Source organism: Actinokineospora auranticolor, assembly GCF_002934265.1.
GTDB lineage: Bacteria > Actinomycetota > Actinomycetes > Mycobacteriales > Pseudonocardiaceae > Actinokineospora > Actinokineospora auranticolor.
The window spans coordinates 39,600-56,360 of sequence record NZ_PTIX01000015.1; the positions used below are offsets into that span (position 1 = coordinate 39,600).

10 protein-coding genes are annotated in these 16,761 nt (G+C 73.5%); 5 read left to right on the forward strand and 5 right to left on the reverse strand.

Features of this window, described 5'->3' with window-relative positions; all coding sequences use genetic code 11:
* Positions 1–13: 13 nt before the first annotated feature.
* The gene (locus CLV40_RS24240; RefSeq protein ID WP_104481295.1) at positions 14–1,240 is read right to left on the reverse strand and encodes a hypothetical protein; all 1,227 of its coding nucleotides are present in this window, start codon (positions 1,238–1,240) and stop codon (positions 14–16) included.
* On the opposite strand from CLV40_RS24240, the gene CLV40_RS37415 reads away from it, so the two are divergent.
* Complete coding sequence (locus CLV40_RS37415) at positions 1,233–2,687, forward strand: hypothetical protein (protein ID WP_146108214.1); 1,455 nt, start codon at positions 1,233–1,235, stop codon at positions 2,685–2,687. The genes CLV40_RS24240 and CLV40_RS37415 overlap by 8 nt on opposite strands.
* Before the next feature lie 43 nt (positions 2,688–2,730).
* Here CLV40_RS37415 and CLV40_RS24245 read toward each other — a convergent pair whose 3' ends face one another.
* Positions 2,731–3,612, reverse strand: a complete 882-nt coding sequence (locus CLV40_RS24245) for an NAD-dependent protein deacetylase (RefSeq protein ID WP_104481296.1) — start codon at positions 3,610–3,612, stop codon at positions 2,731–2,733.
* A 73-nt stretch (positions 3,613–3,685) separates the two neighbouring features.
* Entirely contained in the window at positions 3,686–5,329 is a 1,644-nt protein-coding gene (locus CLV40_RS24250) for a thiamine pyrophosphate-binding protein (protein ID WP_104481297.1), read from the reverse strand.
* A 158-nt stretch (positions 5,330–5,487) separates the two neighbouring features.
* Between CLV40_RS24250 and CLV40_RS38285 the strand changes: the two genes are divergently transcribed.
* A complete protein-coding gene (locus CLV40_RS38285; RefSeq protein ID WP_181043706.1) occupies positions 5,488–5,643 on the forward strand; it encodes a hypothetical protein in 156 nt (51 codons plus the stop codon).
* On the opposite strand, the gene CLV40_RS24255 is transcribed toward CLV40_RS38285, so the two are convergent.
* Entirely contained in the window at positions 5,640–7,832 is a 2,193-nt protein-coding gene (locus CLV40_RS24255; RefSeq protein WP_104481298.1) for an XRE family transcriptional regulator, read from the reverse strand. The genes CLV40_RS38285 and CLV40_RS24255 overlap by 4 nt on opposite strands.
* Positions 7,833–8,279: 447 nt before the next feature.
* Positions 8,280–9,509, reverse strand: coding sequence for an amidohydrolase family protein (locus tag CLV40_RS24260; protein WP_104481299.1), 1,230 nt, complete (start codon positions 9,507–9,509; stop codon positions 8,280–8,282).
* An 86-nt stretch (positions 9,510–9,595) separates the two neighbouring features.
* Here CLV40_RS24260 and CLV40_RS24265 point away from each other — a divergent pair, with 86 nt between their 5' ends.
* The 3 genes from CLV40_RS24265 (at position 9,596) to CLV40_RS24275 (ending at position 16,757) form a co-directional block, all read left to right on the forward strand.
* Entirely contained in the window at positions 9,596–10,096 is a 501-nt protein-coding gene (locus CLV40_RS24265; RefSeq protein WP_104481300.1) for a MarR family winged helix-turn-helix transcriptional regulator, read from the forward strand.
* A gap of 265 nt (positions 10,097–10,361) precedes the next feature.
* Complete coding sequence (locus CLV40_RS24270; protein WP_146108215.1) at positions 10,362–15,080, forward strand: ATP-binding protein; 4,719 nt, start codon at positions 10,362–10,364, stop codon at positions 15,078–15,080.
* Between the two features lie 6 nt (positions 15,081–15,086).
* A complete protein-coding gene (locus CLV40_RS24275; RefSeq protein WP_104481302.1) occupies positions 15,087–16,757 on the forward strand; it encodes a phosphotransferase in 1,671 nt (556 codons plus the stop codon).
* The last annotated feature ends 4 nt before the right edge of the window (positions 16,758–16,761 follow it).

Here is a 16,761-nt window from a genome sequence, read left to right on the forward strand (position 1 = left end):
GTCCTCTGTGGAGTTACCGGCACTGGGTCGCGTCGGCGTTCACGATGAGCACGCACTCCGGCGGGCGGGCGAAGTCCCGCACGTCCGGGAGCCGCAACAGCGCGAGTGGCCGGCCGCCGGTCAGGTCGCGCAGGCCCGCGCACAGCGGTGTCGCCCGGGTGGTGCCGTCCGACAGGCAATCCCGGTTGCGCAGGACCGTCAGCGGACCCAGCGACACGTACGTGATGGACTTGCCGCTGTACTTCGGGTTGGCGCGCTTCGCCTGCTGGGCCACGAAACGGGCCACCGTGTCGTCGCCGATCACCGTGGGCAGGTCCTTGCCGCACACGTCGAGCACCTGGTCGAGGAACCTGTCGAAGTCGGGTTGCCTGCCCGCGAAGAAGGCGATCCGGTCGGCCCCGCACACCGGGTCGACCAGGGCGACGTCGCGCCACAGGCGGAGGTCCTCCGCGCGCACGAGTTGCGCCAGCTCGTCGTGCAACGACGCCAGGTACCCGTCGCCGTCGACGGATTCGGGCTGGTAGACCGTGAGCGCCTTGCCCGCTTCGGCCGCGTAGCGCTGGACGAGCGCCGCTTCCTGGTGGTTGTCGGGGATGACCTGGAAGTAGAGGGGTGAGCGGTTGGTCAACCCGGTGCCCGTGAGCGTCGTGCCGACGACGGGCACCCCGAGGTCGCCGAGCCTGGTGATGGCCTGTTCCACGGAGTCGACCGTCCGGCTCATACCGACCACGCCCAGGACGGACCGGTCCTGCTCCAGCAGCGGCGTGATCAGGTCGACCGCCGTACCGGCCTGGCTCATCAGGAAACCCGCGTTCGCGATGACCACCCGCAGCACCGGGGTGGGGTGGTCGCTCGGCTGGTTGGCCCACGCCTGGAGCAGGAGCAGTCCGGTCAGCTGCTCGACCGTGGAGTCGTCCGCGCCAACCTGGCCCTCCGGTTTGGTCAGTTCCGAGAGGTAGATGACGCTGACCAGCGGCCGGGCGGGCGACTCGGCGTGCAGGCGCGCGGCCGTCTCGTTCATCTCGAACACCGCGCGTTGCGCGGTCCGCATCCAGTCGCTGTCGCCGAAGGTCTGGCCCGACCGGTCGCTGTAGCCGACGCACTCCACGCCGATGGGGGTGTCGACCAACCGCACGCTCACCCCGATCCCCAGCTCGGGGAGGCCTGTGCCCAGCCAGCGCGGCACATACCAGAGGCCGGCGGCGGTGAGCAGGCCGCCCACCACCACGGTGGTGACCACCCGGGTCGTCGCCTTGCGGACGAGCGGCGAGACCGGCCGGGGCCGCGGGTACCCGATGTCCGACCACGCGGTCTCGTCGTGGTCCTCGACCGGCCCGGTCGGCGTCGTCCGGCATCCCGACGACCACGAACCGGGCGTCGTCGTGCAGGAACTGCCGCCGCTCGGGCAACCGCCGCGCCCACGCGGCGAGCGCGCCGGGCAGCCGGTGCACCGGCTCCACCTCGGTGGGCAGCCAGTCGGGCGGCTTGTCGGCGGTGGCGACGAACAGCACCGGATCCGGCTCGGTCGACCGGTCGCGCACGTCGTTGACCAGCTTCAGCAACTCCCACCCGCCGTTGTCCTCGGTCAGGCCGGTGAGCAGGACGAGCACGTGCGCGGTGCGCCGCCCCCGCCGCAGGCGCCAGGTCCCGGTGCCGAACTCGCGGCGCAGGTCCTCGAGGAAGGCGTGCACCAGCAGCAGCTTCAGCTCGTAGCGGGCGTCGTCGCGGCCGCTCGCCTCGGTGAGCCACTCGGCGAACCCGACGAAGGACTCGGAGTGGCCGGGGGAGAGGACCGGTTGGCGCCGCAGCCACGACCGCTCCCGTCCCACGCGGACCCACCACTGGAACCGCAGCGCGCGGGTGGCCGCGCGCGGTGTGAACGCCACACCGGGCGCGGACACCCGCGTCGGCTCGCCCGGTTCGAGCGCGTTGCCGGGGCGGGCCCGGTGCCACCACCGCAGGAAGGTCGTGATCGCGGCGCGCTCGTCGACACCGTGATTCGACGGCGTGGTCCGGCGGAAAGCCACTCGACGAATCCGAACATGCGGAACCGTCGAATTCGCTGGTTGCCGAACCGGTCCGCGGCGAGGCTCCGGCGCAGCGCGGTCAGCAGCGGGAGCAGCCTTTCTTCCGGCACCGTCCCGCTTTCCGGCGCGGTCCTGGCACCGGCGGCGCGGATGTCCGCGCTCGCCTTGTCGACCTCGAGCGTGGCGTGCAGCACTTTGGGTGGTGCCGCCCGGCTCAGGAGGTTTTCCAGGAACCGCGCCCATTGGCAGGCGTCGTCGCCGATCAGGCACACCAGCGGGAGAGCGCGCTCCCGGCTGCGGTTCCAGCTGGTGCGCTCGCTGGGGTACGGCTTCTCGTCCACCCGGAACGGCCGTGGCCGGTTCACGAGCGTTTGCACGGTGTTGAGCAAAGTGCTGAGTCCACGGAAGACAGCCCCTCCCACCGTACCGCCTTTCTCCAGCGCGCCCGGCCTGGGCCGTGTCTTCCGGTGGCGTGCGGAAGCGACGGCGGTGGGCCAGATGGGTTCTACCCCCGAGACTGCCACCACCGCGGACGTCGCCGCAATGGACCCGACGCACCGTCCGAAATTGCCGACCGTCCATTTGGGGGGGCGCATCGCCGTGTGGACGAATTCGGATCCGATTTCCGATATGCGAAATGCCGGGCCTGGTGGTAAATGAACCTTGCAAATCTCTCGGTACGCTCGCGGATTCGAGAAATCGGTCAAATAGTGGACAGGCGCGCCACGAGAGCGGTGAGGGCCTGGCCCAGGGGCAGGTCCACGCGGACTGCGGCGTGGGTGTCGCCGCGGGTCGGGCCGCGGGTGATGATCAGGACCGGGATGCCGTTCGACGCCGCCCGGCGGACGAAGCGGAGGCCGGACATGACGGTCAGGGACGAGCCCAGCACCAGGAGGGCGGCCGCGTCGTCGACGAGGGAGTTGCAGCGCTCCACGCGGCGTTTCGGGACGTTTTCGCCGAAGAAGACCACGTCCGGTTTGAGCGCGTCGCTGCCGCAGGCGGGGCAGTCGACCAGGTGGAAGGCGCGCACGGCGGAGTCGGGCAGGTCCACGTCGCCGTCGGGGTTGATGCTCGTGGCCGTCGAGCTGAACGCGGGGTTCGCGGCGCGGAGGCGCTCGTCGTGGGCCGCGCGGGGCGTGACCGCGCCGCACCCCAGGCAGGTGACGCGATCGAGGCCGCCGTGCAGCTCGATCACCCCGGGCGTGCCCGCCGCCTGGTGCAGGCCGTCGACGTTCTGGGTGATGACGCCGGTGACCAGGCCCGCCCGGTGCAGGTCCGTGACGGCGCGGTGGCCGTCGTTGGGCTCGGCGTTCGCCATCACGCGGTACCCGATGTGGCTGCGGGCCCAGTAGCGCCTGCGCGCGTCCGAACCCGCGACGAACTCGTCGTAGGTCATCGGCGTGTACTTGCGCAGGCTGCCCTCGGCGCCCCGGTAGTCGGGGATGCCGGACTCGGTCGACAGCCCGGCCCCGCTGAGCACCACCACCCGTCCCCGGCCGACGACGTCGACCACCTCGTCCAGGCTGGTCGTCCTGGGCAGGGGCGCCCCCACGGCGGTCCAGCTCAGCGTGGGGCGTGTGCGCATGGACCCACCTTACGTGGGCCCGCGTCGCGGGGAGGGTTCCCCGGGTCCCGCGCGGTGCGGGACCCGGGGGCCGTCAGGCGTGCGAGGGGTGACCGGTGATGGGGATGTCGACCAGCAGCGGCCCGGCGGACTGGGTGGACTTGGCGACGATCTCCGTCAGGTGCGCCAGGTCCGTCGGCCGCACCGAGGGCACGCCGAAGAACTCGGCGGCCTTGGTGAAGTCCAACCTGGACGGTGTGAGGTCGAGGCCGGGGTAGTTCCCGGTGACGGTCGCCCGGCTGTGCCAGCTGTCCAAAGTGTCCTTGAGCGTGCGGTACTCGCCGTTGTTCATCACCAGGAACGTCACCGGCGCCTGCTCCCGCGCCGCGCTCCACAGCCCCTGGAGGCCGAACATCGTGCACCCGTCGCCGAGCAGGGCGACGACCGGGCGGTCGGTGCCCATCGCGGTGCCGATGGCGGCGCCGACGCCCCAGCCGAGGCCGCCGCCGACGGTGTGCACCAGGCCGCCGGGGCGGTCGAAGCTCATGACCTTGCGGAACAGCACACCGCTGGTGATGGCCTCGTCGATGACCACCACGTCCTCCGGCAGCCCCGCCACGATGGCGTGCACGGCGGCGAACGGGTCGAACGGCGCCGGGCCGTAGACCGCGCGGGCCGCCGCGTCGTGCTCCGCCACGCGGGTCCGGTGGCGCGCCGCCGAGGCCTCGACCCGCTCGGCCGCCCGCGGCGCCGGGCCGCCGATGGCGTCGGCGAGCAGGCCGAGGGTCGCCTTGATGCCGCCGACGAGCCCGAGCGCGACCCCGAAGTTGCGGCCCGGCTCGGCGTGGTCGGAGTCCAGCTGGATGACCGCCGTGGACTCCGGGATGGGCGAGACCGGCGTGTAGTGGTGCGGGTTGAACGCGTGCGCGCCCGCGATGAACACGACGTCGTGGCCGGTCAGCGCCTTGTTGACGGCGGCGTTGACCGGCGGCAGCGGCCCGGCGTGCAGGGGGTGCGCGTACGGGAAGTCCACCGCGTCGTGCATCGGCTGGTGGAAGACGGTGGCGCCGAGCGCCTCGGCCACCGCGATCAGCTCGGCCGTCGCGCCCTCGCGGCCGACGCCGTCCCCGGCCACGATCGCCGGGTTCGCCGCGTCGAGCAGCATCCGGGCCGCCTCGGCCACGCCGCCCGCCGCGCCGAGCGGGGCGAAGGTGGTGCGGGTGGGCAGGTCGACGTCGACGTCCTCGGCGAGCAGGTCCATCGGGATCGACAGCAGCACCGGACCCGCGGGCGGCGCGACCGCGGCGGCGAACGCGCGGCGCAGCAGCAGCGGCAGGTCGTGGGCGTGCTGGACGTCGAAGGTCTGCTTCACCGCGGCCCGCGCCAGCCCGATGAGGTCACCGGAGAGCATCGGGTCCTGGATCAGGTGGCGGCGGTCCTGCTGACCGGCGGTCACCACCAGCGGGGTGCGCGACCGGCCCGCGTTGAGCAGCCCGATCAGCCCGTTCGCCAGGCCCGCGGCGATGTGCAGGCTGATGAACGCGGGCCTGCCGGTGGCCCGGGCGTAGCCGTCGGCCATCGCGACGACGGCGCACTCGTGCACGCCCATGACGTACTCGATGTCGGGGGTGTCGACCAGGGCGTCCAGGAAGGGCAGCTCCGAGGTGCCCGGGTTGCCGAAAACCTTGGTGACGCGTTCCTCGCGCAGGACCGCGAGCAGCGCTTCGATGGGCTTCATCGGCCCACCGTAACTCTCCATCACCCGTTTGTGGGATAGCTTGTTCGCCCTTTGGGACGAACGTCAACCTCGAGTTCCCCTCCGCGTGATCAGCGGGATCGGCGGGTCCGACCTAACCTGAAAGACGCGTTCCGTGTCGGTCGAGGTCGGGAGAAGCCATGGAATGGGTCCGCCGCCACCGCCGTCGAGTGCCGGGCAGCTGGTTCCGCACCACCACCGTCCGCAGCCACCACCGCAGCCGGTCGCGCCTGCTGCCGCTCGCCGGGATCGTCATCGCCGTGCTGGTCATCCTCCTGCTCGTCGTGCTGTTCTAGTCGACCGCCGCCCGGGCCTCCGGTTCCAGCGCGAGCCGTGCGCCGCCCTCGCCCGCGACCACCGGGTTGACGCCGATGTCGAGCGCGTCGGCGGTGGCCCACAGCTCCAGCGCCAGCCGCGGCTCGCCCCGCTCGGCGGCCACGTTGGCCAGCCCGGTCAGGGCGCGGGCCAGCTCGTACCGGCTCCCGGCGCGCTCGGCCAGGTCGGCGGCCTCGGTGTAGGCGCGGGCGGCGTCCTCCGGCAGCCCCGCGCGGAAGTGCACCCAGGCCAGGCAGTTGAGCCCCATCGCGGTGTCGACGGGGATCTGCGCGGCGTCCTTCGCCGCGCGGGCCAGCTCCATGGCCTCGTCGAATCGCCCCATCGCGGTCAGCGCCAGGGCGAGCCCGCGCTGGGCGATGACGACGTTGCGGGTGCGCCCGGTTCGCCGGTACGCGTCCAACGCGACCCGCAGACCGTCCGCCGTCTCGTCGGGCACGCCCTGGTAGAGCCGCACCCAGGCCAGGCTCGACAGCGCGTCGGTCTCCCCGTGGTCATCGCCCGCCTGGGCGAACCGCACGGCGGCGCGGCTGTGGCAGTCGGCCGCCTCGTCGAGCCTGCCGGACTCGATGTGCGCCATGCCGAGGCTGTTGAGGATCCGCCCGGCGGCGGCCTGGTCCTTGGCCGCCTCGACGGTGCGCAGCGCGGCCCGGTGCGTGGCGACCCACGGCTCGAAGAGCTTGTCGTGGAAGAAGAACGGCCGCAGCGCCATCGCCAGCTCCCAGCAGCGGTCGGTGCCCGCGGTCAGCTCGGTCAGCCGCGCCAGCGTGTACGTGTGCGCGCGCAACCAGAGCAGCGCGCCCGCGGCGTCGGCGAACGGCAGCGCCCGGGGGCGGTGGACCTCGACCGCGGGCCGGGTCCGGTGCGGTTCGAGTAGCTCGTCGGCGGCCAGGACGGTGCCCAGGACGTGGTCGACGAGCCGAAACCAGGCGGCCTCCCGGGTCTCGTCGCCGATCTCGGGCAGCACGTACCGCTCGGCGAACGCGCGGACCAGGTCGTGCACCTCGATGTCGCCGCCCTCGGCGCGGGTGACCAGGTGGGCGTCGTGCAGCTTGTCCACCAGCCGCTCGACCTCGGGCACGGTCAGGTCCGCCAGGGCGGCCGCCGCGCCGGGGGTGAGCGCGGCGGGCGGGTGCAGCGCGGTGAGGCCCAGCAGGAACTGGGCCCGCACGGGCAGCGCGCGGTAGGAGAGCAGGAACGCGGCGGCGACGCTGCGCTCGCCGTCGTCGAGCGCGTCGAGCGGGGTGGGCTCCCGCGCCATCCGGTCGAGGAACCGGGCGGCCGTCCACCCGCCCGCCGACACCTGGGCGGCCGCGATCCGGATGGCCAGCGGCAACCCGCCGCACCGGCGCACGATCTCACCCACCGCCGGGTCCCCGCGCTCGGCCGACGCGCGGGCGACGGCGTGGAACAGGCTCTCCCCGTCGGGCTGGCTGAGCATCCCCAACGGCACCCGCCAGGCCTCGTCGAGGGCGGCGAGCCTGCGCCTGCTGGTGACCAGGACGCGGCACCCGGGGGAGTCCGGGATGAGCGGCGCGACCTGCGCGGCGCTGCGGGCGTTGTCGAGGACGACCAGCACCCGCCGTCCGTGCAGGACGGACCGCAGCAGGGCGACCCGGGCGTCCGGGTCGGCGGGCACGCGCTCGACGTCGAGCATCACCAGCAACCGCTGCGCGGACTCGGCGGCCTGCGCCTCGGCCGCGCCGGGGGTGTCGCCCCGGAGGTCGAGGTAGAGGGACCCGTCGGGGAACCCGGTGCGCGCCCTGGCCACCGCGGCGAGCGCCAACGCGGTCTTGCCGACCCCGGCGAGTCCCGTCAGCAGGCAGACGGCCCCGCCCGACCGCCGGTCCAGGAACTCCGCCACCCGCGCCAATTCCCTTTCCCGCCCGAGGAAGAACCGCGTGGACCCCGACACCCCGGGCAGCCGGGGCGCGCGGGAGGCGATCAACTCGCTTTCCGCCAACCCCAGCAACGCCCCCTCGGCCCCCAACGCCTGGTCCACGGCGACCGCGAACGCCACCGTCGGCCGCGTTTGCCCGGTCTCGACCTTGCTTATGTGCCCCTTGGTGAACCCCACCCCCTCGCCGAGGGCGGCCGCGGTCATACCCGCGACCATCCGCCGCCGCCGCAACTCCGGTCCGAACGCAGTCATGTTCGCCCCATCCGTGTGCCGGGAGGCCCGGTCCGACCCCCATGCCGGACCGGGCACCACCCGATTTCAGCCGAAGAGCGTGCTCAACCACAGGATCATAGCGTGCGTGTGCATTTCCCTATTCCCTTCCACGAGGACCGACTAACCAACTCGACCTACCGTGGATCCCCGGTGAGGCCGCCAGTCGACTGGTTGAGACAATGGTGAACCCGCGTCGAGATAAGTGGAAGGAGTTTCTTGTCGGGAAAGTGTTTCGTTCGAGGAAACGCCCGCGACCTGCGGTTTTGTCAAGACCCGGTAAACGAGTGGAAACGATCGCCCGTCGCCCCGCGGCTCATCGTCGCTTCGGACTGAACGTCGCGGAGTCGCAGGTTGGAGAATCGCGGGGTGCGCGCGCCGGGTTTCCGGTATCTGACAATGGGCGTGACGGATTGTCGAACAGCGTTGTCATGCCGTCGGGAAGATGCGGCGGAGCAGGTCGTCCGCTGCGGTGCGGAAGTGGTGGAGGTCGTGGGCGAGCTTGCCGTCGCGTTTCCGGAAGTGGCCGTCCACCAAGACGTTGGCGACGTCCGCGGCGGTCGCGGTGGCGACGACGGCGGACGGGACCACGTCGGGGGCGACATTGATCAGGCCCGCGTAGCCGGTGACGGTGATGAGGTCCGCGCGCTTGCCCGGCGTGATGGAGCCGGTCCGGTTCGCCAGGCCGATGGTGGCGGCGCTGTCCAGGGTGGCGGAGCGCAGGAGGTCGGCGGCGGGTGGGTGGGTTTCGGTGGCGGACGGGGTGGTCAGGCGGCGTTGGGCCAGAGCCGAGCGGAGTTGGTCGAACATGCCCGCCGGGGACGTGGTGACGACGTCCACGCCTAGGCCCGCACGGGCGCCGTGGGCCTGGGCGCGGTCGAGGATCGGGCGGCCGTGCCCCATCGTCGACTCGACGCAGGGGGTGACGCTGATGGGGCAGCCCCGGGCGGCCAGGCGGGCGAGCAGGGCGTCCGGTAGGGCGTTGGCGTGCACGAGTTGGGTGTCGGGGCCGAGGGCGTCGAGGACGGGCTCGAGGCCGCGGCCGTCGTGCAGGTGCATCGTGGTGGGGACGCCCAGGTCGCGGGCCAGGGCGAGGTGCCGCGCGGTGTCCTCGACCGGGCCGAAGTCCGGCCCCAGGGTGGCGATCGCGAGGCTGGTGGTCGACGCGGGCAGGTCGCGGTGGAGGGCGCGGATGGTCGCTTCGTCGTCGGCGTCGCCGTAGGCGTAGACCGCGCGGATCCCGGTGGTGCGCAAGGCGTCCACGGCGGCCGCCGCGTGGTCCGCCGTGGTGGCGGGGTTGCTCCAGTCGACGACGGTGGTGATGCCCGCGTCGAGGGCCTCGGCGGCGCCGAGGAGGGTGGCGGTGCGCAGGTCGTCGGGGGAGTGGCGGCCCGCGAGCGTGCCCAGGACCAGCGGTAGGTAGCCCGCCAGGGTGAGGTCGGCGGTGAGGCCGCGCAGGGGTGCCTGCCACACGTGCCGGTGGCTGTCGACGAACCCCGGTAACACCACCTGACCCGACACGTCGACGACCTCGCCGTCACCGCCGTCCGGGCCGACGTAGGTGATCAGCCCGTGCTCGACCACCACGTCCGCCCCGGGCAGCACCCCGATGTCGGGGTCGACCGCCACCACGAACCCGCCGCGCAGCACCAGGCGCATGAGACCTCCCAAGAAGCTTTGTCGATAACTTTTTAAAAAGGTAACGACGTGGGGCGCGGTGCGTCAAGAGCCCTACACTGCGGCCCATGGGTAGCGGTGGCGACGTGACGGACGGGATCGTGGCCGCCTGGGCGCGCGAGCTGCCCGACATCGACGGCCCCGCCCTCGCCCTGGCCAAGCGCGTCGCGCGGTTGGCCGCCGTGCTCGACGCCGCCACCGTCGCCCAGCTCACCGCCCTGGGGCTGACCAAGGCCGAGTACGAGATCCTGGTGACCCTGCGCGCCGCGGGCGACCCGTTCACGCTGCGCCCGTCGGAGCTCTCCGCCCGCCTCCGGCTGACCTCCGGCGGCACCAGCAACGTCCTGCGCAGGCTCACCGACACCGGCATGGTCGTGCGCGACGCCGACGAGACCGACGCCCGCGGCCTCTGGGTGCGCCTGACCCCCGCGGGCGCCGGTCGCGCCGAGGCCGCCGCCCGCGCGGTCAACCGCGCCACCGTCAAGCTCCTGCGCGACGTCCCGCCCGCCACGGCCGAGTCGGCCTCCGGCCACCTGCGCGACGTCCTCATCGCCCTCGACGACATCTGAATCGACCGCTGAACCGATATCGGCAGGCCGCCCACTCGAAATTGCGGCTGAAATTGCCACCACCTGTCCTAAAAATGTCCAATCCCAGGTCGGGCGGCTGTCTCCCTTTGTCGGCGGGCGCGCCTGTTCCGGGATTCGGGTGAGCCTTGCATTCCGGCCGGGACTGTGGTGATTATCGACCTGTGAAAGAACATGGGCGGAAGGCGAACCCGTTACGGAACACCGTCGTCCACCGGCGAGCACCGGCGCCGGTGACCGGCGGATGGTGAGCGAGATACGCCTGTCCACCCGGCTGACCATCGCGGCGTGGCGGCGCCACCTGGGGTCGGGGGGCGGGCCGCTGACCGAGAGCGGGGCGTGGCGGCCGGGGGTCCTCAAGGGCGGGCTGTGGTTGGACCTCACCGCCGTGGAGTTCGCGCACCTCGGTGCCCTGGCACGGATCCTGCTGCTGCTCGACGCGGCGGTGCGCGACGGGGTCGGCGCCACGGTCGTGCTGCCGACGGGTGTGTTCGGCGCGCGCGACCGGTGGTTGGCGGACACCGGCGCGGCACCGGTGCCCGACCAGTTCCTGCGCCGCGCGGCTCGCCAGGCCCGCTCCCGCGCCGAAGCGCGCGGATTCCTGCGCCATTCCGGTTTCGACGACGCACTACGCGCGCCGCACTGGCCCCCGGGCGCCGTGACGGTGCTCGACGCGGAAGGCGCCACCGCGGAAACCCCGCCCACCCCCGCCACCGTGCCGGTCGACGGCGGTATCCGGTTCCCCGGCGCGCCGCAGGAACGCAGGGTGCTGCCGTTCCAGTGGCTGCACCACGACGCGGGCACGGGCCTCGGCCTGCCGGAGGCCCTGGCGGGGATCACCCGGCGGCTGTCGGACATGGGCCTGCCCGCGGCGGACGCGTGGGCGATCACCCACGCGCTGGTCGTGGAACTGGTGGACAACATCGGCAAGCACGCCAGGGTCGGCCCGTCCGACCCGCCGTACGCGCTGGTGGCCGCGATCCTGGTCAACGAGGGCCTGTACGCGACCCGGCGCACCGACCTGCCCCGGTCGGGCGCGGCGCTGGCCGACGTGCTGCGCGAGGGCGGCGACCGCCGGGTGCTGGACCTGCTGGTGGGCGACTCCGGCACCGGGCTGGTCGCGCGCAGCGCCTCGGCACCGGCGGACGAGGCGGGCGACGCGATCCTGGCCGCCTTCGACCGCAAGCACGCCGCGGGCGTGCCGGTGCGCCGCGAGGGCAACGGCCTGTGGCGGGTGGGCAGGCTGGCCAGCGGCTACCGCGGCCTGGTGCAGGTGACCACGGCGGGCACCACCGCGGGCAAGTCCTACCTCGACCCCGACACCGAGGAGCACGTGTTCGAGGGCGACCAACTCGTCGCCCCGGGCACCCTGGTCGAGGCGTCGCTGCTGATCGCGGGCACCCCCGAGCCGGTCCGGGGCAAGCCGTGGCGCGGGCGCCCGGCGTCCACAGTGGACGACGACGGTCCGATGGCGGTGGTGCCGTGCGACCTCGACGGCGCCGACGGCATCGGCGACGCGGACCGGACCTGCCTGCGCAAGGCGGTGCGGGCCAACAACCGCGCGGGCGTGGTGGTCGTCGTCCCGGTGACCCCGCCGCGGCTGTCCGACAGCGCCCTCAAGACCGCCCTGGCCCGCGTGCTGGACACGGTGAGCGCGATCCCCGACCAGGTGCCGCTGGCCGTGGTGCTGCCCGACGCGGGCGTGCGCATCCTCGACCTGTGCGTGGCGGGCATCAACTCCCACGAGGACGCCCAGTCGTGGTGGCCCGCGCCGCGCAGCGCGGTCCTGGTCATGGGCGCCACCGGCACGCCGCGGTGGTGCGGCGGACCCGCGCGGCTGCGCGCGGTGCTCGACGCGCTCACCGAACTCGGCGGCGCGCTGACCCACCAGGTGCTCCGGTCCCGCACCGGCGCGTCCGAGGTGGCGCACCAGGAGCTGTGCGCCTGGCTCGGCCGCTACCCGCACCTGCTGTCGGTGACCGACACCGGGATCGCCCTGCGGGTGTCCCCCGGCGACGCGGCGCACGCCATGCGGCACTGGGCGCGGGGCCGGTTGGCCGAGACCATCCGCGACGCCGGACCCGGTGTCACGGCGGGCCACTTCCGCACCCCCACCCTGCGCCACACCAACCGCTGGATCCGGGTCCGCACCCTGCTCGACGAGGTGGTCGGCACCGCGACCGCGGGCTGGGTGCTGGCCCGCATGGTCGAGGAACGCGCGGACCTGCACGGACCGGAGAACCGGGCGGTGGCCCGCGTGGTCAACACCGCCACCGAGCCGCTGGCGGGCCAGCTCAGCGAGTGCCTGTGGATCGGCGGCCGGTTCTACGCCATGCCCGGTGAGCTCGACCTCGACGGCGTCGCGGTCAGCGAGCAGGTCCCGCAGCACGCGGAAGTCGTGCTGTGCGCGGACATCCTGTCCACGGAGAACACCGTGCGCCGGGCCGCCGCGGCCATCGCCGCCCGGCAGGCGGTCGTGGTCGCGGTGGCCTGCGTCGTCGACAGCCGCGACCACGACCGGCAGATCCGCATCTTCAACCGCGACGTGCCGGTGGTGTCGCTGGTGTCGGTCGACATCAGCGCCGGTCCCACCCCCGAGAGCCCGAAACCGGTCGACGTCGACCCGCTGCTGCTGGAGCCGGTGCGCCCGCGCGCGGCCCGCCGCGCCTACCTCGACGAGGAGACCCTGCTCGGCTGGCTGGCCCGCGACCCGGACTGGCTGCGCCTCGGGCACTTCGACCGCGCGCCGCGCAACCGGCACTTCAGCGCCTACCTGCGGTTCGACCGGCTGCTGCGCACCCCGGCGGTGGCCACCCGGATGCGCGACGCGGTGCGCGGCGCGCTCGACGACACCGCCGGGCTCTGGCGCGCGGGCCTGTCCGCCGACCCGTTCGCCACCTGCGAGATCTGGTACCCCGAGGCCCCCGACGACTTCTCCGCCCTGCTGGACCTGGTCGGCGACGCCCTGGCCGCCGACGGCCGCCGGGTCACCCACCGGCGGCTGGTGCCGCGCGCCGTGGCGGGCACCCGGTGGAGCTACCCGACCGCGCTGGACGTCGACGCCCCGCCGGGCGCGGTCGTCGCCGTCGACGCCGGGTCGCTGACCGGCAACTCCATCGTCCAGCTCATCCGCCTGGCCGTCTCGGCGGGGGCCACCGCGGTGGTGGTGATCGTGGCGCTCAACCAGCTCGACGACCGCGACGCCGACGCGATGCTCGCCCTCAGCTCCATGCGCCCCGACGACGGCGGCACGCCGGTGCCGGTGCAGGTCCGGTTCCTGGCCAACAGCAGCCTCACCGGCCTCAGCGTGCGCAACTGCGCGTTGTGCGAGACCCGCGACCGCGCCGACGAGCACCTCCGGACCGCCCCGGCGGTGCTGCGCTCGCACGTGCGCGTGCTGCGCGAGCGGACCCGGCTGCGGCCACTGCGCGAGGGGTTCGGCACCCCGCCGACCGACCTGTTCGACGTGCCAGTCAACGGCACCGACCTCGCCGACTACCTGCGCTGGCGCACGCTGCTCGACCGCGCGCTGCGGGTCACCGAAGCGCGCCAGACGGTGGTGGACAAACTCTCCGGCCTCACCCGCGTCACGCACGTCGGCCCGGGCGGCACGTGGTCGCGGGCCAACCTGGTGCGGCTCATCGCCGCAGAGCAGCAGTGGCTGAAGCTGCCCCCGCTGCGCCACGCCGCCCCCCGCGCCCTGCTCGGCGAGGTGTGCGCGACGATCCTCGACGAGCCGCCCACCGCGCTGGCCTGGCTGCGCGCCCAGGCCGTCATGGTGATCGCCGCCGCCGACCCCGCCAACCTGGTGGGGCGGCTGCCCCGGCTGCTCGCGCTCACCGTGGACGAACCGGTGATGATCAACCAGCTGCTGCTGGAGTGCTACCGGCTGACGCTGCGCCCCGCCGTGGACTCGCCGGTGGACCACGACGCGCTGCGGCTGTGCCTGGACCGCTGCCGCGACCGGCTCGACGAGCTGATGGTCGACGACCGCGACCCCGCGTCGATCGCGGGCCACCGGGCGCTGGTCGACCAGATGCGCTCGATCCTCGACGACCGGGACCGCCCGGCGCCCACCGACCCGCAGGAGGCGTGGCACCGGCTGCGGCGGGACTACAAGCCCTACGTCGAGGCGCACAACATGGAGTCGATCCTGCTGCGCGTGCGCGACCACGTCGAGGACCTGCCCGGCGCGCGCCCCACCCCCGAGCGCACCAAGGAGGCGCTGGCGGACTGGGACCGGTGCGCGCGCCACCTCGGCGAGAAGGCGATGCCGAACCTGCCCGCGCTGGTCGGGATCCTGCAGGGCGAGTACGTCGCCGACCGGATCGGCACCCAGGAGCAGCGGGCGCTGGTCGCGGTGGCCGACGGGGCGGGCGTCGCGGCGCTGCACCAGGTGCAGAACCTGCTGCACGAGGTCACCGGGCAGTGGCTGCCGACCAACCCGGGCTGGTGCGCCACGCGCGAGGAGCTGCTGCGCAGGCTGCGCTGGTGGCACCGGGTCTTCATGGACCCGCACGCCGACGGCGAGGCCCCCGCGCTGCTGGTCGGCCTGGTGGGCTCGGTGCCGACCTGCCCCGCCGACCACGTCGAGCGGCTGCTGGCGACCCGCGCGCCCGGGCCCACCGCGCACCGGGGTGAGCCCATCGGCCGCACCGCGCGGGTGTTCTGCCCGGGACCGCTGCTCGAGGCCGTGGTCGCCCACGCGCTGGACAACATCACCCACCACGCGGCCCCCGGCGGTCAGCGGCCCCGCGTCGAGGTCGACTACCGGCTCGGCGAGCACTTCCTGGAGCTGCTGGTGCGCAACACCGGCACCCGGCCGCGGTGGCCCGCGGGCCGCGGGCTGCGCGCGTTGAACGAGCGGCTGCGCCCGTTCGGCGGCTCCCTGGTCGGCAATGCCGAGGACGACGAGGACTGGACTTTTACCGCGAACGTGACACTTCCGCTGTGGCGAGGAGCGTGACACCAGATGGTCCACCGCATCCGGGGTTTGATCGTCGACGACGTGCCCGAGAACCTGAAGAGCGTCAGCACGCGGCTCAACCAGTACCTGCGGGAGCAGGGCTGGGCGGTCGACTGGACGATGCTCGACGACCCCGACGCCGCGCACGCCGCCATCTCCGGGGCGACCGCGGGCGGCGGCTTCCACCTGCTGGTCATCGACCTGCTGTTCGAGCGCACGACCGGGGGCGACGAGGCCCGCGGCCTGGAGTTGGTGGCGCTGGCCCGGGCCGCGCTGCCGCACTCGTACGTCTTCGTCATCAGCGAGGGCGACCGGCACCGGCACAGCCTCTTCGCGCGTGCCATGGAACTCGGCGCGAACACCGCGGTGCGGCGGTGGGAGTTCAGCGTCGAGTCGCCGTTGACGAGCCCGGCGGCCATCGCCACGGACATCCGCACGTACCTGCTCTACAACGGGACCGTCGAGGAGATCGGGGTGGTGGTCGACGAGAGCGACCCGGCCGTGGTGACGCTGCTGCACGAGGTCGGCAACCCGACCATCGCCCAACTGCACCGCCAGGTCCTGGAAGCCGACAACGAGACCGCCGACGTGGTGCGGGTGCGCCACCTCGCGCCCGGCGTCTCCGGGGCGCGGATCTGCGCCACCGAGGCCCCGCTGCGGCACGGGACGACCGCCCACCACGTCCTCAAGCTCAGTCGCGACCTCGACGGCCTGCGCGAGGAGACCGCCCGCGCGGCGCGCGCGCCGAAGGTGATGTCGTCCAGGTTCGTCGTCCAGCCGCACCGGGCGGTCGGGCCGGTCAACGGTTGGTGGGCCACGGGGTCCGTGTGCGAGCGGGGAGTGACCACCGCCCGCCAGTGGCTGGGCACCGGACCCGCGCCGGAACGGGCGGAGGACGCCTTCGCCACCCTGTTCACCGAGGCGCTGTCGCCGATGTACTGGGCGACCGCCCGCGACGAGTCCGGCGACCCGATGGACGCGTTGCGCCTTCCGTTGCGGCGCAGGCAACTCGTCCTGCGGGCCGTCGACGAGCTCTGCCCCGTCCTCACCCGACCGGACGGCGGCGGCCTCGGCGACACCACCCGGCTGCGGGCCGATCTCACCGCGTACGCCGTGGAAGGCCGACTCGCCGGCGTCTACGTGCCGCGGTGGCCCGACAAGCGCTGGAGCACCCACGCGCACGGCGATCTGCACTGCGGCAACATCCTCCTGCTGCCCGGCAGGCACCCCGCCCCGATGCTGATCGACTTCAGCGACTTCGGCCCGGCGCACTGGGCCACCGACGCGGCCCGACTGGTCGCCGACCTCGTGGTCCGGGTGGTCGACGAGGGCCCGGAGTCCTTGTTCTTCACCGGGTTCGCCACCTGGCGCGCGCTCGCCGCCGCCGTCGGGGACCTGTCGACCGACCTCGTGGCGGTCACCGACAGCCCGGCCACCAACGCCACGCTGGCCGCCCTGCGGTGGATCACCGGGCACCTGCGCGAGATCTGCCCGCCGCTGACCAGCGAGGTGGACTTCGCCGCGCACCGCTGGCAGTGGCACATCGCCTTCTGCCTGTACCTGCTGCGGTCGACCTACCACTACGAGGTGCCCGGCCCCAAGCGCGCCTTGGCCCTGGTCGCCGCGCACGACCAGCTCCGCGCGGGCGCCGAAGCGCTCACCGGCCATGGTCGGTGAGGTC

What these genes read in the sequence shown, in the direction of transcription:
- CLV40_RS24245 (WP_104481296.1), bottom strand. Translation starts at nt 3,612, where the DNA reads ATGCGCACACGCCCCACGCTGAGCTGGACCGCCGTGGGGGCGCCCCTG.
- CLV40_RS24250 (WP_104481297.1), bottom strand. Translation starts at nt 5,329, where the DNA reads ATGAAGCCCATCGAAGCGCTGCTCGCGGTCCTGCGCGAGGAACGCGTC.
- CLV40_RS38285 (WP_181043706.1), top strand. Translation starts at nt 5,488, where the DNA reads ATGGAATGGGTCCGCCGCCACCGCCGTCGAGTGCCGGGCAGCTGGTTC.
- CLV40_RS24255 (WP_104481298.1), bottom strand. Translation starts at nt 7,832, where the DNA reads ATGACTGCGTTCGGACCGGAGTTGCGGCGGCGGCGGATGGTCGCGGGT.
- CLV40_RS24260 (WP_104481299.1), bottom strand. Translation starts at nt 9,509, where the DNA reads ATGCGCCTGGTGCTGCGCGGCGGGTTCGTGGTGGCGGTCGACCCCGAC.
- CLV40_RS24265 (WP_104481300.1), top strand. Translation starts at nt 9,596, where the DNA reads ATGGGTAGCGGTGGCGACGTGACGGACGGGATCGTGGCCGCCTGGGCG.
- CLV40_RS24275 (WP_104481302.1), top strand. Translation starts at nt 15,087, where the DNA reads ATGGTCCACCGCATCCGGGGTTTGATCGTCGACGACGTGCCCGAGAAC.